The organism is Aliiglaciecola litoralis (genome assembly GCF_039523355.1).
Taxonomy (GTDB): Bacteria; Pseudomonadota; Gammaproteobacteria; order Enterobacterales; family Alteromonadaceae; genus Aliiglaciecola; species Aliiglaciecola litoralis.
The window spans coordinates 129,335-153,433 of sequence record NZ_BAAAFD010000009.1 but is presented as its reverse complement, the minus strand read 5'-3'; the positions used below and the strand labels follow the sequence as shown (position 1 = coordinate 153,433).

The 24,099-nt window shown below is 43.8% G+C and carries 22 protein-coding genes and 1 tRNA gene; 14 read left to right on the top strand and 9 right to left on the bottom strand.

Features of this window, described 5'->3' with window-relative positions; genetic code table 11:
• Positions 1 to 14: 14 nt before the first annotated feature.
• Both ABD036_RS14890 and ABD036_RS14885 read right to left on the bottom strand, forming a co-directional pair.
• Positions 15 to 2,036: a flotillin family protein gene (locus ABD036_RS14890; protein WP_343861296.1), complete on the bottom strand. Its 2,022-nt coding sequence runs from the start codon at positions 2,034 to 2,036 to the stop codon at positions 15 to 17.
• Positions 2,037 to 2,142: 106 nt separating this feature from the next.
• A complete protein-coding gene (locus ABD036_RS14885) occupies positions 2,143 to 2,811 on the bottom strand; it encodes a hypothetical protein (protein WP_343861294.1) in 669 nt (222 codons plus the stop codon).
• A 209-nt stretch (positions 2,812 to 3,020) separates the two neighbouring features.
• On the opposite strand from ABD036_RS14885, the gene ABD036_RS14880 reads away from it, so the two are divergent.
• Entirely contained in the window at positions 3,021 to 3,503 is a 483-nt protein-coding gene (locus tag ABD036_RS14880) for a nuclear transport factor 2 family protein (RefSeq protein ID WP_343861293.1), read from the top strand.
• 95 nt (positions 3,504 to 3,598) lie between these two features.
• Positions 3,599 to 4,003 carry a MerC domain-containing protein gene (locus ABD036_RS14875; protein WP_343861291.1) on the top strand — a complete coding sequence of 135 codons (405 nt, stop codon included), beginning with the start codon at positions 3,599 to 3,601 and terminating at the stop codon, positions 4,001 to 4,003.
• Positions 4,004 to 4,045: 42 nt separating this feature from the next.
• Here ABD036_RS14875 and ABD036_RS14870 read toward each other — a convergent pair whose 3' ends face one another.
• The 4 genes from ABD036_RS14870 to rsgA form a co-directional block, all read right to left on the bottom strand.
• A complete protein-coding gene (locus ABD036_RS14870; protein ID WP_343861289.1) occupies positions 4,046 to 4,741 on the bottom strand; it encodes a glycerophosphodiester phosphodiesterase in 696 nt (231 codons plus the stop codon).
• A 5-nt stretch (positions 4,742 to 4,746) separates the two neighbouring features.
• Positions 4,747 to 5,628, bottom strand: coding sequence for a DMT family transporter (locus ABD036_RS14865; RefSeq protein ID WP_343861287.1), 882 nt, complete (start codon positions 5,626 to 5,628; stop codon positions 4,747 to 4,749).
• A 5-nt stretch (positions 5,629 to 5,633) separates the two neighbouring features.
• Positions 5,634 to 6,494 (bottom strand): archaetidylserine decarboxylase, encoded by an 861-nt coding sequence (asd, locus tag ABD036_RS14860; protein ID WP_343861285.1) that lies wholly within the window; start codon positions 6,492 to 6,494, stop codon positions 5,634 to 5,636.
• A gap of 174 nt (positions 6,495 to 6,668) precedes the next feature.
• Positions 6,669 to 7,700 (bottom strand): small ribosomal subunit biogenesis GTPase RsgA, encoded by a 1,032-nt coding sequence (gene rsgA, locus ABD036_RS14855; RefSeq protein WP_343861283.1) that lies wholly within the window; start codon positions 7,698 to 7,700, stop codon positions 6,669 to 6,671.
• 115 nt (positions 7,701 to 7,815) lie between these two features.
• Between rsgA and orn the strand changes: the two genes are divergently transcribed.
• The 8 genes from orn (at position 7,816) to ABD036_RS14815 (ending at position 17,305) form a co-directional block, all read left to right on the top strand.
• Entirely contained in the window at positions 7,816 to 8,361 is a 546-nt protein-coding gene (gene orn, locus ABD036_RS14850; protein ID WP_343861281.1) for an oligoribonuclease, read from the top strand.
• A gap of 184 nt (positions 8,362 to 8,545) precedes the next feature.
• Positions 8,546 to 8,621, top strand: a tRNA-Gly gene (locus ABD036_RS14845).
• 913 nt (positions 8,622 to 9,534) lie between these two features.
• Positions 9,535 to 12,882, top strand: coding sequence for a TonB-dependent receptor domain-containing protein (locus ABD036_RS14840; protein WP_343861279.1), 3,348 nt, complete (start codon positions 9,535 to 9,537; stop codon positions 12,880 to 12,882).
• Between the two features lie 105 nt (positions 12,883 to 12,987).
• Complete coding sequence (locus tag ABD036_RS14835; RefSeq protein ID WP_343861277.1) at positions 12,988 to 13,476, top strand: DUF4442 domain-containing protein; 489 nt, start codon at positions 12,988 to 12,990, stop codon at positions 13,474 to 13,476.
• 183 nt (positions 13,477 to 13,659) lie between these two features.
• Positions 13,660 to 14,037 carry a MaoP family protein gene (locus ABD036_RS14830; RefSeq protein WP_343861276.1) on the top strand — a complete coding sequence of 126 codons (378 nt, stop codon included), beginning with the start codon at positions 13,660 to 13,662 and terminating at the stop codon, positions 14,035 to 14,037.
• 254 nt (positions 14,038 to 14,291) lie between these two features.
• On the top strand, positions 14,292 to 16,010 hold the full coding sequence (locus tag ABD036_RS14825) for an acetolactate synthase 3 large subunit (RefSeq protein WP_343861274.1): 1,719 nt from the start codon (positions 14,292 to 14,294) through the stop codon (positions 16,008 to 16,010).
• Positions 16,010 to 16,507 (top strand): acetolactate synthase small subunit, encoded by a 498-nt coding sequence (ilvN, locus tag ABD036_RS14820; RefSeq protein WP_343861272.1) that lies wholly within the window; start codon positions 16,010 to 16,012, stop codon positions 16,505 to 16,507. The genes ABD036_RS14825 and ilvN overlap by 1 nt, the downstream gene beginning before the upstream one ends.
• Positions 16,508 to 16,990: 483 nt before the next feature.
• Positions 16,991 to 17,305, top strand: coding sequence for a hypothetical protein (locus ABD036_RS14815; RefSeq protein WP_343861270.1), 315 nt, complete (start codon positions 16,991 to 16,993; stop codon positions 17,303 to 17,305).
• A 69-nt stretch (positions 17,306 to 17,374) separates the two neighbouring features.
• On the opposite strand, the gene ABD036_RS14810 is transcribed toward ABD036_RS14815, so the two are convergent.
• Entirely contained in the window at positions 17,375 to 18,520 is a 1,146-nt protein-coding gene (locus tag ABD036_RS14810; RefSeq protein WP_343861268.1) for an HD domain-containing phosphohydrolase, read from the bottom strand.
• 239 nt (positions 18,521 to 18,759) lie between these two features.
• On the opposite strand from ABD036_RS14810, the gene ABD036_RS14805 reads away from it, so the two are divergent.
• Together ABD036_RS14805 and rraB are read left to right on the top strand one after the other, a co-directional pair.
• Positions 18,760 to 19,485, top strand: coding sequence for a 1-acylglycerol-3-phosphate O-acyltransferase (locus ABD036_RS14805; protein ID WP_343861266.1), 726 nt, complete (start codon positions 18,760 to 18,762; stop codon positions 19,483 to 19,485).
• A 40-nt stretch (positions 19,486 to 19,525) separates the two neighbouring features.
• On the top strand, positions 19,526 to 19,879 hold the full coding sequence (gene rraB, locus ABD036_RS14800; RefSeq protein WP_425542581.1) for a ribonuclease E inhibitor RraB: 354 nt from the start codon (positions 19,526 to 19,528) through the stop codon (positions 19,877 to 19,879).
• Positions 19,880 to 19,946: 67 nt separating this feature from the next.
• On the opposite strand, the gene ABD036_RS14795 is transcribed toward rraB, so the two are convergent.
• Both ABD036_RS14795 and ABD036_RS14790 read right to left on the bottom strand, forming a co-directional pair.
• On the bottom strand, positions 19,947 to 20,609 hold the full coding sequence (locus tag ABD036_RS14795) for a class I SAM-dependent methyltransferase (RefSeq protein ID WP_343861264.1): 663 nt from the start codon (positions 20,607 to 20,609) through the stop codon (positions 19,947 to 19,949).
• A 166-nt stretch (positions 20,610 to 20,775) separates the two neighbouring features.
• Positions 20,776 to 21,771, bottom strand: coding sequence for a JmjC domain-containing protein (locus tag ABD036_RS14790; protein ID WP_343861262.1), 996 nt, complete (start codon positions 21,769 to 21,771; stop codon positions 20,776 to 20,778).
• 274 nt (positions 21,772 to 22,045) lie between these two features.
• Here ABD036_RS14790 and ABD036_RS14785 point away from each other — a divergent pair, with 274 nt between their 5' ends.
• Positions 22,046 to 23,002 (top strand): proline iminopeptidase-family hydrolase, encoded by a 957-nt coding sequence (locus ABD036_RS14785; protein WP_343861260.1) that lies wholly within the window; start codon positions 22,046 to 22,048, stop codon positions 23,000 to 23,002.
• A gap of 266 nt (positions 23,003 to 23,268) precedes the next feature.
• Positions 23,269 to 24,048: a choice-of-anchor H family protein gene (locus tag ABD036_RS14780; protein ID WP_343861258.1), complete on the top strand. Its 780-nt coding sequence runs from the start codon at positions 23,269 to 23,271 to the stop codon at positions 24,046 to 24,048.
• Positions 24,049 to 24,099: the final 51 nt, after the last annotated feature.

Below are 24,099 nucleotides of genomic sequence, written 5' to 3'. Positions count from 1 at the left end.
TTATGCCAATAGATTTACTTGGTGGTTGAATTTTTGCTAGAAGATTGCATCGCGCTACCTAATATCTCTAGCAGTTGCGGATTGTCTTTGCTTTCTTTTAGAAACTTAGCCACCAGAGCAGTAATCGCAGTGTCTTTGGCATTACCGGAGGCTCCGCCAAAGCCGGCTACCAACTGTTTGGCGTCATCGACGAAGCTGGCATCACCGTTGAAATGATCTTTGAACGCGGTGCTTAAAGTTTCGCTCTTGTTGATAGCGCCATCGATGGACTTACCAACCGAAATAGACTTTATGAAACTGTCTAGGTAACCGGTATCACCGCCAACAATATCAATGTTGGCTTCTTTAAGTGCTTCTGAAAGCACAAGCGCTTGTTGCTTGGCAATTTCAACGTTGGTACTAATTGATTCCATTGCTTGCTCGTGATGTTTATCAAGACGCATACGGAATTCTTCGTGATCCCGTTGTTGATCTGACATCGTTGCCATCGCGGCAAATTTCTTGGTCATGCCATCAGCTTCAGCAGCCGCTTTTTTGGCTAATACCTCAGCCTCAGCGACACCGGTTTTCTCAATTGCCTCTGCCATAGATTCTTGCACTCGCACATCCGCCATGCCTTCTTGTTCTTTGGCGGTGGCTTTGGCTTCCATTACTTTGGCTTCGGCTAAACCGGCAGAGGCCAACAAGGCTTCTTTACCTTCAGCGTCTTTGCGACTGGCCAGCGCGCGTTTCTCCGCAACGCCAAGATCCGCTTCTGCGGTTATCGATTTCTCTTTGGCAAGGTGACTTGCTGCTTTTTCTGCGGCTTCGGCGGCTTTAATATCTTTTACTAAGGCTTCTTCGGCTTGGGCTTCGGCAGCAATGATTTGCGCTTGTTTGCTGCGATCTGCTTCAGAGACGACTCTAAGCTCTTTTATTTCCTCTTCACGTTGAGCGACGGTTTTGTCTACTTCCACACGACTGCGGATAACCTCCGCAATTTCACGTTTCTCATGTTCAAGGAGTTTTTCGTTAGCAATACGTTGTAAAGAGGCTTCCTTTTGACGATCAATTTCTTCAAGCTCACGGGCACGGATCACGCGCTCTTCCTCAATGGCAACGGCCCTAAGACGGTTATTCTGCGCTACTTCAATTTCACGTTGCTTGTTTTGTTCTTGTACTTGAATTTCTTGTTCAGCTTGTACTCGGGCTTGTTCAGCTTTGAGCTTTTCTTCGTGTTGGACTCGTTCTGTTTCGGCTACTTCTCGCGCTCTTACGGTTTGTACTTCGCGCGATTGCTTAGCTTCGGCATCTGCTTGTTGGCGTTCTAGTTCAAGTATCGCTTCACGGGTTTCAACGTCTTTACGTTTGATTTTCATCTCTTCATCACGTTGAAACACATTAGTTTGAATGTGCTGCTCGGCGGTTAACTCGGTGATTTTGCGAATACCTTGTGAGTCCAAGATGTTGTTGGGATCAAGTTTGCTTAGCGGTGTTTGCTCTAAATAATCGATTGCGACATCTTCCAATACATAACCGTTTAGGTCGGTACCAATGTTATCAATGATCATGTCGCGAAAATTATCCCGTTTCGCATAGAGCTCTTCAAATTCCATTGACTTACCCACGGTCTTAAGAGCTTCGGAGAACTTGGCGTTAAACAAATCTTCCAATGTCGCGGGATTAGATGCACGTTCACAGCCAATCGCTTGAGCCACTTTAAGCACATCATCGCGGTTTTTGTTTACGCGAACGAAAAATCCAACCTTAATATCAGCGCGGATATTGTCTTTACATATCAGACCATCGGAGCCGCTTCTATCCACCTCAATGGTTTTCAGCGAAATATCCATGATCTCCATTTTGTGGAATACCGGCACAACTACAGAGCCGGTAAAGGTTACTGTGGGCTCGGCGCGCATGGTGTTAACAATCATCGCTTTGCCTTGTTCAACTTTTTTATACAGTCGAGCTAGCATCAATACGATACCAATTACTAGGACGAAAATGCCGACGGCCAAGGATAAGTAAAAAATCACATCGCTTTCTGAGTTCATATAACTACTCCATTACTTCATGTTGCTAATTTAAGTCCGGTTTAACGATCAACTGTGACTTTGTCTTAGGTATTATTATTTAAAATTTTGCTACGGCTACGGTGGGCTAGCTACTGAGCGGTTCGGTTGAGGAAGACATGGCCATGAGCTCCGCCTCACTGACCACTGTGTAGGTATCGGTCACACTATCAAAATCGATTAACGCAACGCGGGCACCTTTTATCATGTCATTTGGTGTGCTTGCTCGCACACTTAAACTCTGCCCATCTTCGGTAATGGCTTGGCCAAAGTCTTCAGTGACTTTACCGGTAGTTAAAGTACAGATATAACCAATCATATGTTGCTTATTAGTACCTTCATGGGTTTCAAAAAAGCGTCTTAGCGGCTTTATGCATAATGCGGCTAAGGGAACCGCGACAACGACGGCTAATAGCGCCATAATACCGCCAATCGCAGTGGCTGAAATGACACCGTCGAACAGAGGTGTAAGGTATTTTCGCATCAAATAAACAAGTGCGAAGGCATAAAGATCAATAAGCGTCAGGGCTACCGTCAGTGGCACACCATCTAAACCAAGGGTTTCTAGAAAACTTGTACCTGAAGCGCTTGCTTTGCCATCAATAGTGGAGTCAGGGTTAATGTCGGAATCTAAATCAAAGATTTCCATATCAACCAGACCTGCAAAGGCGAGTAGCCAAAACAGCATCAACACAATTAACGGGATAGTAAAAATAACGGTTGGGAAGCTAAATACTTCGGAAAGAAAAAAATCCATTTTTGAGTGCTCCTATGTTTTGGTTATACTACTTTAGCAACCAAAATTACGAGTCTGAACTTAGCAAAATAAACGCTTATTTGTCAATCAATATTGGCGGCTTTGCGGCGAAAGCCAACATGAGTAGTTATGGCAGTTAGTAAAGACGCTTGTCGGCAATTCCATTGTTTTCTGGCAAGATAACGAGATCAATCAAACTGGACGATATTATGAATAGCAAGCTTGTTGCGATAGTCATGGGGCTGCTGCTTACACTGAATAACGCATATGCTGAGGATCAAACCGCCGAGGTTGAACGCGTGTTGGACTTACTGCATGAGTCAGCCAGCAAAGCTCAAATGCAACCTTATTTTTCTTTGTTTGCTGAGCATGGTGTTTTTATTGGTACCGACGCCTCTGAGCGCTGGAACAAAGAAGCTTTTGCCGCCTTTGCGAAGCCGTATTTTGACTCAGGTAAAGGCTGGACGTATGTGCCACTTAAGCGCAATGTCAGCTTTTCGAAATCAGGTAAGGTCGCTTGGTTTGATGAAATACTGCAACATAAAACGTACGGAGAATGTCGAGGCACCGGAGTGCTTGAACTTGGCGAGGCTGGCTGGCAGTTAACGCAATATCATTTGACCTTTCCGATCCCCAATGCCATCGCAGCGGACATTACCCAACAAATTAGAGCCCACAAAAAAGCACAATAGTATTTGCAAATTTACTGAAATGTTATAGTATAACGTTCTGTTTCGAGAGAGGCAGGCTTGAATCTATGGCAACGTAAAATGAGTGATTATTAGAGATGATGGTTAAGCAAACTAAAAGAGTAATGGATAGGGTAGGGATCTGGACTTCCAGTCTTTGTGCTTTGCATTGTTTGTTGCTGCCAATCCTTATCCCCATTTTACCTTTCGTCAGTGCTGCTTTTTTTGCCCAAGATTGGTTTGAAAAAATGATCCTTTCGTTATCGATGATCATTGGTTTTTGGGCCTTGCTAGCTGGATTTTATCGTTATCACCGTCAACTTTATCCATTGTACAGCTTACTGCTAGGTGGCTTGATCTATTGGAATAAAGACATGTTCGGTGAAGCCTATGAGCCATTCACGATAGCGATAGGCGCAATGTTGATTGTGGCTGCCCACGTAGTGAATATTAAGCTGTGTAAAAGTTGCAGCGAGTGTCATAGTTGTGAGAGCGAATCATAAATCGCAGCTACGCCGGTTGTTGCAATGAGCTGTTATTTCGAACTAATCTAACCCCAGTGCTAATCTAGCATTACGCGGGTTATTACAAAAAACCGCATCTACGCCCCAGTCTCGCAATGTCATTAAGTCTTCAGGCTGATCAACCGTATACACCCCCATTTTCAACCCCCTTCGTTTAGCATCATAGACAAAGTTTTTGTCGACAAAGGTCACATCCGCATTAATAAATTCGGCCCCTAATAGTTGCGCAAAATTAGCGTAATCTATTGGTTTTCCCGCAGTCAGAGCACCTATGCGTGCCTCAGGCTTGATGGATTTAAGCGCATGCAGTACATGGTGATCGAATGACGAGAATAAAATAGAGTCAAATGATATCTGATAAGATGAGCAGGCTCGCTCAACATAGCCTATTAAGCCTGGTATGTTGCTCACCCCTTTGAGTTCGATATTCATTTCACAGCGTTGACCGATACAGGCCATGGCTTCGTTCAATGTGGGAACATGTTGTCCTTGGCCTGCGTCAAGGTGACGTATTTGTTCAAGTAACAGTGAATCAATAGTGCCAATACCGTTGGTGGTGCGGTGTAACCAGCGGTCGTGAATTAAAATGAATTCTTGCTGATGTTGATAAACGTCGAACTCGATACCATCGGCACGGTGTTCAATGGCCATTTCCAATGCCAGTAGGGTGTTTTCAGGAGCCAAAGCACTGGCTCCACGATGCGCGTATATAAACACAGTGTCTATTCCTCAGACTCTTTTCGACGATGTAATTTTTGTGCGTTTACAGTTTCGTAGATAGCGGCAGAAATTACCAGAATGCCACCTAAAAATGTTTGCCAATTAGGCGATTCATCGAGGATCACAATAGCTAATATGACGCCGTAAAAAGGCTGCATACAAGCCACTAGCGCAAAGGTTTTTACCCTAAGGTGCTTTAAACTGGTGGCTATCAGTGCGTGGGGCAAGGCTGTTAGAAAAATACCTAATACTATTAGCCACATATAAGTATCGCTGGTGGCGGTGAGTAAATTGTCGGATACGAAAAACAACAAACTCACAAAAATGATCAAGGTTTGGTAGGCCATTGCGTGGGCGCCACCATAATGGGAAAAGTATTTTCGGTGGCACAAATTACGCAAGGCATAGAGCACAGCAGAGAACACGCCAATCAATATTCCAAGGGTGACTTCGTTTTCCAATGACACTTCAGGCACGATCAGGATAATGCCAATGAATACTACTAAAGCGGACGCTAAATCTTGCCAAACCAAACGAATGCCTTCAAAGAAGGGTTCCAGTAATACAGCAATCACCGGGAAGGTAAATAGCGCAACCATGCCAACTGATACTGAAGAATATTGCATGGCTGCAAAGTAGGTCACCCAGTGGGCCGACATGAGCACGCCTAAGGCAAGTGCGATAAGGTAGTCTTTAGTGCTACGCAGTCGCATTGACTCACCGCTGAGTTTAACCACTATCACCAGCACTATACAGGCAATAATAGAACGACCAAAGGTGATATCAATGGCGGATAATGGGATGATTTTTGACATCAACGCGGTGGCGCCGAGTAGCGCCACGGTCAAATGCAACGACCATAAACTTCGTTTAACAGGATGCACAGCAATTAGTCTTTTAAGCTGGCAAAAATCTCACCTAATCGGGTTACGTCGCCACTGGACTGGCCATTAAATTCAATCATACCGGGCTCGAAACATGCCACTATGGTGGATCCCAATTTAAATAAGCCCATTTCTTCGCCTTTTTTCAGGCTTATGGTGTTTTCGCTATCTTGCGGGTAGCGCCAATGTTGCACATTCTGTCCGGCAGGTGGGGTCACAGTACCTGCCCAAATTGTTTCAATGCTAGCGACTATGGTGGCGCCAACCAGCACTATGGCAAACTTGCCTTTGGGTGAGGTAAATACACAGACCACACGCTCATTACGAGCAAATAGGCCGGGCACATTTTCGGTGGTCAGAGGGTTTACTGAAAATAACTCACCTGGGACATAAATCATGTCCGTGAGCACACCGTCCAGTGGCATATGAATGCGGTGATAGTCTTTTGGAGATAGATAAATGGTAGAGAATTTGCCGCCTTTAAACGGCTCTGCAATATCAGGATTGCCACCTAATAAGGTGGTCAGGCTGTAATCGTGGCCTTTGGCTTGAAAAATAGTGTCATAATCGATATCGTCAAGTTGACTTACAGTGCCATCAACGGGCATGGCTAGGTGGTTGGGATCTTCACAGATCGGTCGCACGCCTTCTTTTAACTCGCGGGTAAAAAACTCATTGAATGTACGGTAGTAGCCCGGATCTGACTCTTTGGCCTCCGACATATCAACATTATATTGCTTGATAAACATTTTGATCAGCCACGTTGTTAAACCGCCTGCTTCAGAGGCAGCCAACTTGCCGACTAAACGAGACACTAAGTGTTTTGGCAACACATATTGAAATTTTATTTTAAACCAATTAATCAAAGCCAATCTCCACAAAAAAACGCCCGAATTGTACCGTAATTTTTGCGCTAAGTGTGAGAATGAGTCGGTCTAAGCCATACTTTTTTGTTTCACCGGTGCGCAATTGCAGTGAGGCTTATGTATGCGCACCAACAGCGCATAAACGACACGCGTATCATATTTTATTCAGGCTGACTAATGAGGTATCGCACGATTAGGACGATTGTCTTCCATACCGGCTAAAATCTTGTGGTAGCTCTGATAGCGCTGCATGCTGATTTTGCCTTCTTCAGCAGCTTCTCTTATGAGACATCCTGGGTCATCTAAATGCTTACAATCACGGAATTTACAACCGCCCAGATAGTCTCTAAATTCGATAAAACCAGAGGTGACTTTTTCCACTGGCAAGTGCCAAAGTGCAAATTCACGTACTCCAGGTGAATCAATTAAGTCGCCACCCGCCGGAAAGTGCAACAGTTTGGCTGCAGTCGTAGTGTGTTGGCCTAAGCCTGAGTTGTCAGAAACATCACCAATGGCTTCATCTGCATCAGGTAATAATTGATTGATAATACTTGATTTACCGACACCTGACTGACCAACAAACACACTGGTTTTGTCTTTTAGCACATCTTCTATCTGCTTGATGCCCTCGGCGGTGACGCAACTTGTGAGTAGTACTTGATAGCCAATATCTCGATAGATTTGCAATTGTTTTTCTACTTCAACTCGTTCTTGCTGGTCGAGTAACTCCACTTTGTTCAACAGTAAAACGGGTTGGATTTGCACGTCTTCGGCCGCCACCAAATAACGATCGATAATGTTCAAAGAGAGCGCTGGGATCACAGAGCTGACAATAATTATTTGGTCGATGTTTGCAGCAATGGGCTTAACCCCATCATAGAAGTCAGGGCGGGTCAGTACCGATTGGCGGTCATGAACAATGTCGATAACCCCATTCACTGTCACCGTTGCATCAACGCCTGGTCGAAAATCAACGTTATCGCCACAGACTACACTGCCGATGGTTCGACGAATATGACATTTGGTAATATTACCTTCTGTGTCTTGTACATTGGCATGCTTACCAAAGCGGCCTACTACTACCCCTGGACGACTATCGCCAAGTTGGGCATCCGTGTGCGATGAATCGGATGTTTTCATTCGCTTTGTGCGATTGCTAGAAACCTGTCGTTTCTGTTTATCTGTTAGTTTTGGTTTTTTAGCCACATTACTTACTTTATTGAATCAACTGACGGTTACATGGTAACGTCATGCGCAATAATTTGATAATAGTTTATCAGTGCTTATTAGCCTAATAATCAAAGTACCTAAAGGTTTCACTATGACAATGAATAACGATAATCTGGTTTGGATCGATTTAGAAATGACCGGGCTTGAGCCTGAAACAGACGTCATTCTTGAAATTGCTACTATCGTCACTGATAAAGACCTCAACATATTGGCAGAGGGGCCGGTATTGGCGATTCATCAACCGGACGCGGTGTTAGACAATATGGATCCTTGGTGTGTCGACGTGCATGGGAAGTCGGGATTGACCGCTCGGTGCCGCGCCAGTGAGGTAGATGAGCAAGAGGCCGTTAAGCAAACCATTCAATTTTTAGAAAAGTATATTCCCACTGGTGTATCTCCATTGTGTGGCAATACCATAGGACAAGATCGCCGGTTCCTAGTGAAGTACATGCCAGATTTAGAAGCGTATTTTCACTACCGTAGTATCGATGTCAGTACCATCAAAGAATTAATTAAACGTTGGAAACCAGAAGTGCTCGATGGTTTTGAGAAGAAGGGAACGCATCAGGCGCTTGATGACATTCGTGAATCGATTGAAGAGTTGGTTTTTTATCGCAAACAGGTGTTTACTATTTAAGCCACTGATCGCGTTCCGAACGCTGGTTTTACTTGTGGCGGCTATTATTTAGTCGCTTAACACGAGTTTTTACATTAATTTCAAAATAATACTTGCGTCACCCAATTATTTTTGTACAATGCGCACCCGGTTTAGGATGAACCGCAAGCAACACACTCAGGCATGAGAGCAACACCACCAAAATGCGGGAATAGCTCAGTTGGTAGAGCACGACCTTGCCAAGGTCGGGGTCGCGAGTTCGAGTCTCGTTTCCCGCTCCAATTTCTACATCAATAGTCAATACAAAAAAGTCGATGTTTGCGGGCGACCCCTTCGAGTGGTCACGACTGCGTGGCAGCCAGTTGAGTCTCGTTTCCCGCTCCAATTTCTACATCAATAGTCAATACAAAAAAGTCGATGTTTGCAGGGACCCCTTCGAGTGGTCACGACTGCGTGGCAGCCAGTTGAGTCTCGTTTCCCGCTCCAATTTCTACATCAATAGTCAAAACAAAAAAGTCGATGTTTGCAGGGACCCCTTCGAGTGGTCACGACTGCGTGGCAGCCAGTTGAGTCTCGTTTCCCGCTCCAATTTCTACATCAATAGTCAAAACAAAAAAGTCGATGTTTGCAGGCGACCCCTTCGAGTGGTCACGACTGCGTGGCAGCCAGTTGAGTCTCGTTTCCCGCTCCAATTTAGAATTAATATACACGCTAAATAAATCGGCTATTCAACTCTTCATACATGCTTAATCTAAATTTCATGCATCTAAAACTTATTTTATTTTCCCTAAACAATACACCTGCTTATACCTTTTTAACCTGATTTTAATGTTATGTACTAGGTTTTTAGTAGGTTGGCGAGGTGACCATTATTGGTGCAAGCTTGATTGATTTTGGGTAATACCGTGTTTTTTCATCGTTAACTGCTATGTTTTTAATGAAGAGTCTGCACAGCAGCGGTGCGTGAGAATGAACTTAATGCTACTTAATTGGCGATTTTTGCGTATTTACTGAGTGAATAAAGCGTTTTGCTTATTTAATAGACTAAAATGGACGGGTTAAACAAAGTAGATCAGGCACGGATTCTGCTGGGATAAGAAGGGAAATAATAACAATGAATTAAAAAGTATAATTTCAGCAAGGCAGTTTAAAAATATTTTATACGATTAATTGCCAGTGCTCCGGGAGAACACAATGAGAACACAATTGACACCTAGACTAAAACTGTCGGCGCTATCTATGGCGTTTGCAGCTATATCAACTCAAGGGGTGGCTCAGGAAGCCGCTATAGGTGCGGAAGACGATGTAGAGCGAATCGCAATAACCGGGTCGCGCATCGTGCGCGATGCTAATCTAGGCTCGGGAGCACCGGTTCAATCTATCTCCGCAGAAGATATTCGCTCATCGGGTGAGTTTAATATTACCGATGTGGTAAATGACATTCCCGCACTTTTTTCCTCGCAATCAACAGCAGCATCACAATCACTTAACGGCGAGGGGTTTGCCGATGGCGCAAATATTCTAAGTTTGCGCGGCTTAGGGGCGAATCGAACCTTAGTATTAGTTAATGGTAAGCGTCATGTAGGGGGCTCACAAGGTTCCGCGGCGGTTGATATAGGTTCAATTCCGACTAATTTGATCCGCGATGTTGAGGTGCTCACTGGTGGCGCATCTGCGGTCTATGGTGCTGATGCAGTAACCGGAGTTGTAAACTTTATCCTTAAAGATGAATTCGAAGGATTCGAGTTTGATGCGCAAGTGGGCGCATCCACTGAAGGTGATGCTCAGCAACTTAAGCTCAGCGCCTTGTTTGGCGAGTCATTTGACAACGACAAAGGGAATATCGTGATTAGTGTCGAATATGGTACTTCCGATGGACTTCGGGCCTCTGAACGTGATGGTGGAGTATTTGTAGGCTCTGGCAGAGACTGGACCAATCCCGCTAAACGTTTCCAACAAGGTGACATTAGTGCCAATAACATGCCCAACTTTGCTCAATACTTTAGCCCAGATAATGATCGTTCCAATTTCGGTTTAGCCGTGCCTGGCAGTGCCGCGGATTTCATCAATGATTTTAATGCGGCATTTGGTAATGAGCCTAATTTAACTCAGGCAGAATTAGACTTTATTGCAGCCGCGGCAGCAGCCCCACAGCGAGCCGTGCTACCCGGTAGAACCTTTCCTTTTACATCTGGCTATGGTCTGATTGTGCCCGGTAATGGCTTTACCTTTGGTGGGTTTGATCCAGCAACCGATATCGATCTGAACAATAATGGTGTACCCGATTGTTATGATTCTTCCACTGGGTATCAATCGGTGTTCGGTGCTGAATCTTTTGGCGCTATTGGCGGTTGCTGGAACGTTCTAGCGGATGGCAGTGTTAGACCGGTGCAAGATGGTCTCGTATCCAGTGCCACTCAAGGCTTTGGCGGTGACTCTTTCAATACCATTCAACGTGGTGATTCTTACCTGATTATCCCTGAAGAAAAGATAACCATTAATTTACTCACCAGCTACGATATTGGCGACGATTCGCAGTTGTTCGGCGAAATCAAATATTCAGCCCAAGAAGTAAAGAACAACCAACAGCCAACGTCATTTTGGGATTTACTATTGGGTAAACCAGACAACCCTTACTTGCCAGAGTTTATTCGTGACGTCGCCCAAGATACCGGCGGTGTAAGCATCACTATTGATCCAATCGGCATTGGCAGCGGCGACACCAAAAATAAACGCGAAACATTCCGAGTGGTGGGTGGAATAAAGGGAGTTTTAGAAAACGATTGGAATTATGAGATTAGCGCGGTATACGGCCGCTATGATTTTGAAGCCACTCGCGAAAACTCGGTGGTAAATGACCGCTTTTTTGCCGCCATTGATGCCGTGATCGATCCCCAGAGCGGCAATGTTGCTTGTCGTGTGGATGTTGATCCAGACACCGAAGCGCAAACCACGCCATTTAATATTCCCGACTATGATCCTGGCTACTTCAGCTTTACTCCAGGCTCTAATCAGTGTGTCCCGCTGAATATTTGGGCGGGTACATCAGGTATTACCCAAGAAGCGGTCGATTGGGTAACAGTCACCGAAAAAGATAAAATAACCTTAGAACAAACGGTACTGACAGCTAGCTTGGCTGGGGATTCAAGTGAGTATTTCGAATTGCCTGCCGGCTCCATTGCATTTGCGGTGGGTGCTGAATATCGAAAAGAACAATCTGAGGCACGCTTTGATCCTTGGCAACGGGGTGAGATCCCTGAAGGCTCAGTATTAGCGGCAGGCAGCAATATTGCGGATGTGTCCAACAACACCAAGTTGACGTTCAGACCGGCAACCCTAACCGTCGATGAAACCGGTGACTATGATGTCAGTGAAGTGTTTGCTGAGGTATCTATTCCGCTATTAGAAGGTGAATTCTTAGCGGAAGAGCTCACCTTGGATTTAGCGGGGCGCTATTCAGATTATTCCTCTATTGGCACTACCACCACTTGGTTGGCTCGTGCCGTTTGGGCTCCGTATGAAGATTTACGCTTTCGAGTGAACATCTCCGAAGCGGTGCGCGCGTCTAATATTACCGAGTTATTTGGGCCGCGAGTGGGCACTACTTTCCGTCCTGCGGATCCTTGTGATGCGGCTCAACTTCAGGCTTTGCGAGATGGCGGACAAACCGAGTTAGCCAATAACACTCAAGCAAACTGTGTGGCATTTTTCCAGCAAATTGGATTTGATCCAACAGACGGCTCGGGTAACTATACCTTTGCTGATCCGTTAACGGCCTCTTTCGGCGGTATAACGGGCGGTAACCCGAATTTGCAAGAGGAAACGGCGGAAACCACCTCTTATGGCTTCGTGTTCACGCCAAGTTTTATTGACGGTTTCAGCATTAGTATTGATTACTGGGATATCTCGATTGACGATGCCATTAATGCAGTGAGTGGTCAGAATATTGTGGATGGTTGTTATCAAGGTAATAGTTTAAATCAACAATTTTGTACCTTACAAACTCGAAACTCGAGCAACGGTGGATTTAACTTTATTGAGTCTGTTGCAATTAATTTCGCGAAACGTGAAACCAGCGGTTACGACTTCTCTGTGGGATATACCTTTGATGTTGATGCCCATACATTTGACCTTAAAATAAGTGGCACTAAAGTGAACGAGCTGGATGACTTCACTAATCCGCTAGATTTGACTGAAGTCGATCCGGAATTAGGCGAAATACGTCGTCCAGAACTGGCCGGTAACGTCAACTTGTCTTGGAGCTTCGAAGGACTCAAAGTAGCGCTGCAAAGCCAATACGTGGATGAAATGTTAGTCGGCTTTATTGAAATTGAAACCGCTCGCTCACTTTATGGTGATGCAGTGTTTATGGATGAAATGTGGATCCACGATTTGTCGTTTAGTTATGATATTGATGACTCACTGCAAGTGTATGGTGGCCTAAATAATATTACTGATGAAGAACCCTTTATCACTAACTACGCTTATCCGGTCAGCGCCGTTGGACGTTATGCTTTCGTAGGCTTCAATGTCAGAATGTAGACTTTACTGTTGTTAGGTTAGCCCGGCGTGTCCGGGCTTTTTATTACTTGAATAATTTGTGCTAACAGTTCACACTTGCTGGTCCAACCAGATGTGAGAAACCCTATGGCCGTGCATAATCCGCTTAGAAAATTCGTCGATAAAGTAAATCAATATCCACAGTGGTTAAGTCGCTTTTTAATGACCCGTGTTTTTCGTCATACGGTAAAGTTGGCCGGTACCGTTAAACTCGACATCATTGAGACAGACGGCAAGCAAGTCACCTTCAGACAAAAGAACATTCGCAAAGTGCGCAATCATATTGGCACCGTCCACGCTGCAACCATGGCGTTGTTGGCCGAGTCGGCGACAGGCTTTATTGTTGGCATTAACCTGCCAGGAGATAAATTGCCGCTGATCAAAACCATGAACTTAAATTACGTTAAACGATGTAGTGGTGATATTACCGCGGTAGCTTCTTTAACCGAGGAGCAAATCGCCTTAATGCAAACCCAACCTAAAGGTGAAGTGGTGGTTAAAGTACAGATTACCGATGGTGCGAACATCGAACCAATGCTGGCCGAAATGATTTGGGCTTGGGTGCCGAAAAAATAACTTGTGTTGGCGTAAAAATTTGCTAAATGACGGTTATTTAAGTGAAAAATCTAAAGTTAGCGAGATTGGATGTAAATCAGCCTAAAAATGACAGTTAAAATTTATTGACAGCAAGGCCGTTTGGTTCTATTTAACCACTTGAACTTATATTTGTTGTGCATTTTTTTATTTGGGATGTTTACTATGGCAAATGTTACACGCGATTCACTGACTAAACGCAGGTTTAGCGATCCAAAAAACTATCCTTACGGGTTTTCCCGTTCTGGTGATTTTTCTATAAATGAAAGCAATGCATTAGCTCAATATGGAGCACTTTTTGCTGCATTGGTAGATGGTGTCATTGAAGGAGAAACTGAAGAAGACAAGCATTTTTTAGCGACGGCTTTTGGTCAAGCTGAACCTGAGAGCATCGCTGAGCGTGCTTGGTTAAAATATCAAAAACGCATTAATCGTCCAAAGCTCGGCAGCATCTACGGCAACAAGCCAAATGTGATGACCGATGACGATGATGACGTTGAAAGTGATACTGATGACGTCGAAATGGAAATGGACGTCGACTAAAACCTAATACCGCTATTTCGGGTTGTGCCAAAATTAATTTGTTTTGCGCACAGCCTATCCTCCAATATGTGAATTTTTTGTAAAAACGTCCTATAAAAACTTTCTAAAATTGCAACCACTAGGATGCTCATCCTAAAATGTCCATATATTGGGATATGTATCTCACTTTATCCTCGTTTGTTGTTTTATCTTCCTATTTGCTCACGTATAGTCCTAATCAGTAGACTTATTAAACAGCCGCAGGAGGATGTCTAGTGGAAATGATGTCAGGTGCAGCTATGGTAGTTCGCGCCCTTAAAGATTCAGGAGTTACGCACGTGTTCGGTTACCCAGGTGGTGCCGTACTCGACATTTACGATGCTTTATATGCGCAAGAAGATGTCAAACATGTGCTGGTGCGACATGAGCAGGCTGCCGCCCATATGGCTGACGGTTATGCGCGTTCTACAGGCAAAACCGGTACGGTTTTGGTTACTTCCGGTCCGGGGGCTACCAACACCATTACGGGGATTGCAACAGCATACATGGACTCAATTCCAATGGTGGTGTTATCAGGACAGGTGCCATCAATACATATTGGAGAAGATGCCTTCCAAGAATGTGACATGGTGGGAGTCTCTCGTCCTATCGTCAAGCATAGCTTTCTCGTTAAGCGTGCCGTCGACATTCCTATGGCCATTGCCAAAGCCTACTATATCGCGAATACCGGTCGTCCCGGACCTGTGGTCGTTGATCTGCCCAAAGACATTGTTAACGTACTTGAATCGCATCCGTATGAATATCCTAAGGATGTCACAATGCGTTCTTACAACCCGACATTGAAAGGGCACAGTAAGCAAATTAAGAAAACCGTCGACACTTTGCTCAAAGCTAAACGTCCGATTTTATATGTGGGTGGAGGAGCGATTGCCTCTGAAGCATCGGCACTGATTACCGAATTAGCAGAACGGCTAAATGCGCCTGTTACTTCTACTCTAATGGGCTTAGGTGCGTTTTCTGGCGTGCATGAACAATTCGTCGGTATGTTAGGCATGCACGGTACTTTAGAAGCCAATAAAAGCATGCACAATGCCGATTGTATTTTTGCTCTAGGTGCGCGCTTTGATGATCGCGTGACAAACAATGTCGATAAATTCTGTCCTCACGCCACCATCATTCATGTCGATATTGATCCTGCGTCTATTTCAAAAACAGTAGCCGTTCATGTGCCGGTTGTTGGCTCTGTCGATAAAGTTGTTGAACAAGTGTTAGCCCATTTGCGAGTGCAAGATCTGTCTGCCCAAAAAGAAAAATTAGCAGATTGGTGGAAGCAAATTAACCAATGGCGTGAGCGCAAGAGTTTGGCGTATAAAACGGATCCTGAGTTAATCAAACCTCAGCAAGTTGTCGAAGCGGTGTACAAACATACTAATGGTGATGCCTTTGTGAGCTCTGATGTAGGTCAACATCAAATGTTCGCGGCGCTTTATTATCCCTTTGCTAAACCAAGACGATGGATAAACTCGGGAGGACTGGGCACCATGGGCTTTGGATTGCCCGCTGCAATGGGGGTACAAATGGCGAATCCTGATGCGGTTTCACTGGTGATTACCGGTGATGGCAGCATTCAAATGAATATCCAAGAGCTGTCTACCTGCTTGCAATACAATTTACCGATTAAAATTATCTCTCTAAATAATCGCGCATTGGGCATGGTTCGCCAATGGCAAGATATGATCTATAAAGGACGCCATTCCAGTTCTTACATGGATTCAATGCCCGATTTCGTAAAATTGGCAGAAGCTTATGGGCATGTGGGGATTAAAGTCGATCATCCATCACAGTTAGATGAAGCCATGGCAAAATGTTTTGCGACTAAGGACCGCTTAGTTTTCATGGATATTGCTATTGATCAAAACGAACATGTATATCCTATGCAAATCAAATACGGCGCAATGGACGATATGAGATTGAGCAAGACGGAGCGAACCTAATGAAAAGAATTATTTCAGTACTTATGGAAAACGAACCAGGTTCATTGTCACGCATTGTTGGGGTGTTTTCGCAGCGCGGATATAACGTCGATTCCTTATGCGTAGCGCCCACAGCCGATCCTAGCTTATCTCGGCTTACGTTGGTCACACATGGCAACGATAAGGTAATTGAACAAATCACAAAACAAGTAAACAAACTGATTGATGTGATAAAGGTTGCCGATTTAACTGATGGTAGCCATGTTGAGCGTGAATTAATGCTGATCAAGGTGGCCGCTAAAACCGAATTGGTGCGTTCAGAGATCAGTCGTACGGTAGATATTTTCCGCGCGCAGATTATTGATGTGAATGCCAAAAATTACACCATTCAAATAACCGGAACCAGTGACAAATTAGAAGCGTTTGCACAGGCCATGGCGCAACAAAGCGATATTATCGAATCCTCGCGCACTGGCGTATGCGGTCTAGCTCGCGGTGATAAAGCTTTGCGACTATAGTCATATTTGCTCGCTAAACTGGTAGCTATTAACTGCAGCTGTTACGCAGTTATTAATAAAGGGATAGTCCTGTGACTATCCTTTTTTGTTTTTTCACTGTCACTTTTGGTCCTTTATAACCGTTCCCCTTGCAAAATTGTGGATTTGTAACTGTTAGGTTGAGCCTAAATTATTGATTTCATTTATATATCATTAACAATTGGGAAATTTAAGGGTTTAATTTTTACCTATACTGTAATTAAATTACATGTTTTTAATACTGATTAATTATCTACTTATCTTATTTGGATCTATGTGTTTTTATTATAGTTGTTATTTATCAATGCCTTATTCTTTGGTGGTGTTTGCTCTATGTCTAATTAACAAATCTTTCAACTTGTTTAAACAGTAATAAAACAACAAAAAAGTTGTAAGTGCATACAATATATCTCGTCGATTAAGGTTAATCGACAAAGTCACTCTTCTCACTTATGAGGTATTAATATGAAAAAGTTAGTTTTAGCAACAGTACTGTCTATGTCGTTCACTGGTTTCGCGGCAAATGCGCACGATGAAAAGATAAAGTATGCTGGCGATCTGGAATACGCGTCATTTTGTAAAGCCGTCGTCAATAATGATCAAGCTTTATTTAAATCAAGTCTGAATCGTTTCGTTGGCGAGTTAGGTTCAAATAGGAAACAAGTTTTAAATCGTGTTCTTGAAAACGATAGCGTGAAATGTGCGGGTAAAGGATTAGTTAAATTCTCATCTGAGCGTAACGCGACTGAAATTGTCACTTTTTTGAATAATCAGGCGTAAAAGTGCGGCAACGAAAACGAGCTGACGGTTATCAGTAAGTCAGCTCGTTAATTTTCTTGCATGTAAAGGCTATTTGGTCAGTAAGGCCGCCATTCCTCGATTGAAATGTCCCATCCAAGTTTTACAGTATTGTCCTTCAGGTGTTCTATTAATTTCAACCACTGCTTTCTTTTTGGGCTGCTTAACATTACCTGTGTGAGCTCGAAAATGGGTTAAGGCATCAAAACTATCAAGTATTGCCAACAGTTTTGCACCATCGCAAATATCATCTCCTTTCACCCCAAGAGGGTAACCGGTTCCGTCGATGCGTTCATGATGTTGCATGACCATTTTTCTGGCACCATTCCACTGATCTAAGTGCTCTAACAATCGAGAGCTTTTGTACACATGAGAGCGCATCAAATTAAACTCATTTTCGTCTAGGGTGTTTCTTTTGTGTAATATTTTCAGCGGCATAAATGCCATACCAAAATCATGTACATAACAGGCAACAGCAAGTTGATCTGCCGCAATCGGGTTTCCAGCAACGTTATTTATATAAAACGCAAGTTTAGCTATGCGATCACCACGTCCTTCCCAATACATAGAGCGCTTTTCAATCGGTTTCATCAATTCTCGGAAAAACAAAATATCCATTTGTTTTTCATTGCTCAAGCCTTTGGGGATACCGGTGTTGGCTAGGGTAATTGAACGAGAAGGAGTGGACTCTCCTGCGGCATCCTTTTCGGCGCTGGTATCCCCTAAATCAAGGCTAGGGTCCAATAACAACACCGCATCAGCAAGCAGCTTCTCGTGTATTTCGCCATTGTCAGTATTGATTTTTGATACATGATTAACCAGCAATTTAAACAGTTCAGGATCGTATTCCGCTGATCCATTTTTGAAACAGCTTTCGACAAATATTTTGACTCGATCCATGGTCAATAAGACCAAATCGCTCATGGTGCTGGTGTATTTGATCTGGCCTTTACGAAGGTAATCGAGCAAATCTTCCACGTGTTGTAGAAGTGGCATCATAGGCGTGAAATTGACTAAGCCTAAGTCACCTTTTATGGTGTGTACAGAACGAAACAGCGAACGTTGTAGCTCATTATCTTCTGGGCGTAATTCAAGCTCAATGAGTGTCTGTTCGCTGGCTTCATAGAGCTCGTTTATCTCCTCAAGTAAGTCATTAAGGATATCGTCATCAAGATCTTCAGGCGTAAATGTTTGCATCTGAAAGAATTACCTCGGCTTGCTGCTTAATATTTGTGTCATTAGTGTTTATCGACCAAAATTAACCTATCTTCATAAAAACAAAATACTTTTGTGGATAAAATCGTAACCAGTAGGTGTTGAATATAGGCTTGATAATCCGAATCGAAAAACACACTGATCTGACTAGCTTAGGTTAACATTTGGCATTAGCAAGAAACATTGTATACTCAGCGCCCATTTTTTACTTGAGGGTACACGTGTTAGCCATAATTCGGGTTATTTTAATCTTTATATATTTTATCCTAGCAAATGCTTTGCTCATTTTATTATGTCTGGTGAGACCATTTCATCGCAATAACGTCTACACCATCGGAATTGTGTACGGCTTTATGTCGAAGATGCTGGGGTTGAACGTGATTGTTCGGGTGCCTGAGAGCGTCAAAAGCGGTGGTCCCTACGTGTTTGTAGCAAACCATCAAAATAGTTATGACTTGATAACCGTATGTCGTGCCGCGATGAAAGGGGTAGTGACTGTCGGTAAAAAAAGTTTGGTTTGGATACCGGTGTTTGGTTGGCTTTATTGGTTATCGGGTAACATCCTTATTGATAGGAAAAACAAAGGGCGCGCTCACGATACGTTGAAGCAAACAGTGGATAAAATTAACCAAAGACGCTTATCGGTATTTTTCTTTGCAGAAGGGACTCGAAGTCGTGGCCGTGGTCTATTGAAATTCAAAACCGGCGCCTTTCGTATTGCTCAGGCAGTAAGTGAACCTGTGGTAATGGTCTGTACCAGTAATTTGCATAACAAGATAAAAATCAACCGCTGGGATAATGGTACTTTACTGATTGATTTAAGTGAGCCTATTACGCTTGATACCAGCAAAGATGCTAAACATTGGGCAGATGAGATCCGAATTAAAATGCAACAGCGAATCGAAGAGCTAGACGCAGAAGTTGCGCAAATCGAAAAACTTTCTTAAATTGACCAACAGTTAATAATCACATTTTGTGGGGCCCGATATGATAGATGAACAAGAAAAACAAGAATGGTATGAGTTTAATCAAGAGACAATTGAGGCACTGATTGCAGATGGCAGTAATGCTGATGCCCCGCATACCATCGAATATCATTTTGCCCATGCCGATTTTGACATTTTGGAAAAGGCCGCAGTAGACGCATTTAAAGCAGGCTTCGAAGTGGGGGACGCTGAAGAATTAATGTTGGACGATGGCGGTACGGTTTTTTGTTTCGATGCCGTGGTTGAACGTATGTTAGATCCGGATTTAATAAACAAAGATACCGATGCGTTGGTGCAAATTGCCAACAAACATAAAATTCATTATGACGGTTGGGGTACTTACTTTATTGAATAGATCGTCATCGAGTTTGTCTGTATTCGTTTTGCTCGTTGCTAACATGTTTGCTGCAACGAGCAGAGCTCTACGCTTTATATTGCCTTGTAAAGATGAGAATATGGCCTTTAAAGCGCTGCTTTAAATAATCAGTATGAATTGGTTTGTGATGTGTCCCTGCAAAGCCAAATTCGACCATGCGATTGGTTAATTTATTTTTTCTACCCCTTCCCGGATCGACAATAATAACTTCACATGCCGGCTTCGCATGATTTTCTATAAAGCCTGCAAGTAACTCGATATGTTGGTCTTCATACAGCAAATCACTGCCAATTATCACATCAAAAAGACCTAAGGTATCGGTATTATTAGCCCAATCGGTTTGCTCAAACGCAATTTCCTTGCCGCCGTTGAGTAGCGCATTTCGTTGTAAAAATGTTTCTACTTCGGGGTGGTAATCGGTAGCGGTAATGTCTACTGACAGTTTACTCAATAGCAAGCTGGACAGCGCCATACCACAACCAACTTCTAATATTCGTTTAGCGCCAGTTGGATATTCAAACATGAAATGTGCGAGCACGATACTTGAAGGCCAAATGACACCAAAAAGAGGCCAACTTGCGGAGCAAATTCCTAATCGTTTAGCCACTGAGTCAGGATCTTGATATTCCTGCTTATCTCGCAAAGTACAAAGATGGATGTCAGTCGCGCCAAACTCTATGGTTTGGTAACTTAAACGAAGTGTCGTCATTTGGCAGCCTCATTGATTGGGCGCTCGGTCAGGTACCAAGGATAAATGACAAAACGTAAGGGTAAGTCACAGTATAGCTCTAAAGTAACACGACTAGGCACTTATCTGTTGCCGTTTCTAGCTCAGAGCGTAGATACGGCATTAAATTGGGGCGAGCTGACTCAGGTTAGTTAAATTCCTGACTTCGTTCAGGATAGGGGCCTCGATACAGTGGATGGCTTTTACCAATTTGCCACCATGTTGATAGCAATTCATGCATAGTTTGCGCAGAAACATTGCTCGAAATTAAAACCGCTAAAATGGCATTATAGAGTTCTTTTGGCATGCCATGTCCCAAATCACCCTTTGTGTTGTTGAAACGGCTGGGTTCAAAGAAATACATGTCGAATTTGTTGATAGATTTCATATTGCCAGGCAACGAGACGCTGCCCCCTTGCAGTAATTTATTTAATTGCATGCACAAGGTTTGCATAGGAAAAGGCGACCCCATGTGGAAGCTCACAGATACAGAAGGTGTCTTGCCTGGCGAGATAACCTCATGCATGGCCCCAGACGGTATAAACAAGATTTGTCCAGGTGCCATATCAAAGTCAATCGGCTTAGTTGCCATTCTTCCTTCAAAATCAGCGTGATTGAACACCACTTCTTGACGATATTTTTTCGGCAACGGCCACACCCGAACACGTTTGTGACCCGACATATGCAACAAGTAGCCATCAAAGGGATCGCAATGGGCATCGTAACGGTGTTCACCACAACTCATCCACATAGTTGAGCGCACATAACTACCCATTGGATGACGCTGTGTTAAACCCTCACCAAAGTGCGCGTTGTAAATTTGCCAAGCCCAGTCGGCGTTGTTACGCACGGTTCCATCACCGGCACAAAAGTCGATCAGCGGCAGACTTCCATGCACAGGTTGTGCGCTATGGATACGTTGTCTGAATTTTTCAAAGCTGTTGATGTCTGCTTGGTTGAAATACAAAAGTGGAGACTCAGCTCCACCTGATGTGGGATCTCGGTACTGCATATCGGCATCACTGAGATTGGCCGCAAACATATCCAGTGCCCAAGTAATAGGATCCGTGGGTAATGCAATATCATTAGGAAAGTTAGACACGCAAGGCGTGTGTGTTTGCAAAGAGTCACTAAGCTTGGTCATAGTGTTTCCATTGTGGGAGAAATGTTAAACATTTCAAAAAACACTCTGTCGAAACGTTTTGAGAAAGTGAATTGAGCGCTCTAGGTCATTTCCACTAGAACGTTGCGACTTTATCAGAATTTAACGCTTACCAATATAGCAATCAGGTTATTCAGCCTTAAAGTGAAAAGGGCCGAGTTAGTTTTTGTTTAATTAGATTCTTAATATTTTTTGGCAAATTGATGCTGGACTCTATAATCTGGCGTATAAGCAAACTTTAAATTTGAAATTAATTATGAATAAAATAGTCTTCTCAGCGCTAGCTGCACTTGCGTTACTGGCATTTCAAGCGAACGTTCATGCACATCAAGATCCTGAGCAGGCAGGTTATATTGCCGTTGATGGTGGACGAATTTGGTATCGGATAAACGGCTTAAAGCATGTGGGTAAAACGCCCGCCATTATCATGATGCACGGCGGCCCAGGCGGCACTCATCGAGGCAATATGCCCTATGTGGCTCTGTCAGATACCTACCCAGTGATACTTTATGATCAGCTTGGGAGCGGCAATTCAGAGCGTCCTGGTGATCAAAAAAATTGGAATGTAAAACGCTTCGTTGATGAGATCGATCATATTCGTCAGGCTCTTGATCTTGACGAAGTTATTATCGCTGGGCATAGCTGGGGTGGCTCATTGTCGGCTGAATATGCGTCGCGCAATCCCCAAGGTCTCAAGGCAGCAATTCTTTCCAGTCCTCTTATATCAACGCAGCAGTGGAACAAGGATAATCAGGAGTGGGTGGATGAACTGCCGAAAGAAGCACAGGCGACGTTAAAAAAGAACAACTTTGCAGGCTCTTTGGAAGACCCAGAATTTAGGGCTGCAGTTGAACTGTTTTACTCCCGTCATATGTGTCGCACTGATCCATGTAATACTACGTCATATCGCGATGATGGCCCGTCCGGCAATGATGAGATGTATGAAACCATGTGGGGGGTTACCGACTTTAACGGTTACGGTACATTAAAAGATTATGATATTACCGACCAGCTTAAGGACATCAATGTGCCTAGTTTAGTTATCTGTGGAGAATTTGATGAGGCGCGCCCACGCACATGCCGACGCTATGCCGATATGATCAAAGATGCGACAACCGTTATTGTGCCAGACGCCGGCCACGCAACCATGTCAGCCAACGAATCCATGTATATGGAGGCTGTACGCACCTTCCTCGACAAAACGCTAAAATAGTGGCTAATGAGTTCAATGTACAAAGAAGGGGCGGATGACGGAGGGGGCATGCGGGGATGGCACATTTTACCGTCATCCTCGAGGCGCTCTTGATCGAGGATCTCTTTAACACCTGTTTGTATTCTGCTACGTCAGAGGGTTTGCGAGCTCTCCGCTAACAAGGTTAACGTCCTGCCACCGTTTAGTTAAGACTTCCTTCAGCTTTTATTCATCTTAGTCAGTCCAAAATCAATCCTAAATATACAGGAAGATTATTTGGAGGCCGCATGGCTCACTTGACAAAATTTGGTTTATTTTTTCTTATTGCTACACAGTTTGGTTTTCTAGTCCAAGCCGCTAACAGTGAAACATTGTCTAGAATCAGTGTGACCTCGACAGAGTCTCAAGCTGGAAACACATTAGCGGTAGTCAATAAAAAGGGGGGAGTGGGAGAAAAGCGCAAACAAAGTCTTGAAAATAGTGGCGCCAGTGGCGCGAGCAAGCTTGAATTACACCAAGCCAAACAACAGGCTACACCATTATCAAAGCCGTTCTCTGCAGATCAACGCATAACTCCTAATGATCCTGACTTCTGGATCTATGATGCTAGTGTCAGTCTCAATACCGATTACGATTATGATGGCTACTATTCTACTTTCACCCTGGAGTTTGATGCCGACACCGTTTATGTCGAAGCAGAGGTTTATGCGCGGCTTTATTTGGCCCGAGGTGAGGTCTTTGAAGAATATCACACCACCTCATTGTTCTGGATAAATGGCCAGTCTAGCGACGATAGCTTGATTGTTAAAAGCGAACTTTTAAGTGGTTTTCCTCCGGGGGACTACGAACTACTCATCGAATTGTATGATGGATTGGATGATCAGTTAGTGGCGGTTTTCGATGGATTCGATGATGTCGACTTGACCTTACTGACCCTCGAAAGTATGAGCTATGAAGAGCAAGAGACAGTGGTAATAGTCACTGAGCACGGTGGTAGTTTTGGATTTCTTATCTTGTTGTTAGTGCCGATGTTGTTACGCAAGGTAAATTTCAAATCACGCGTATAACGTGACTTAGTTTGCAGATAAGTATCAGCTAAAGATAAGATTTTCGGGGAG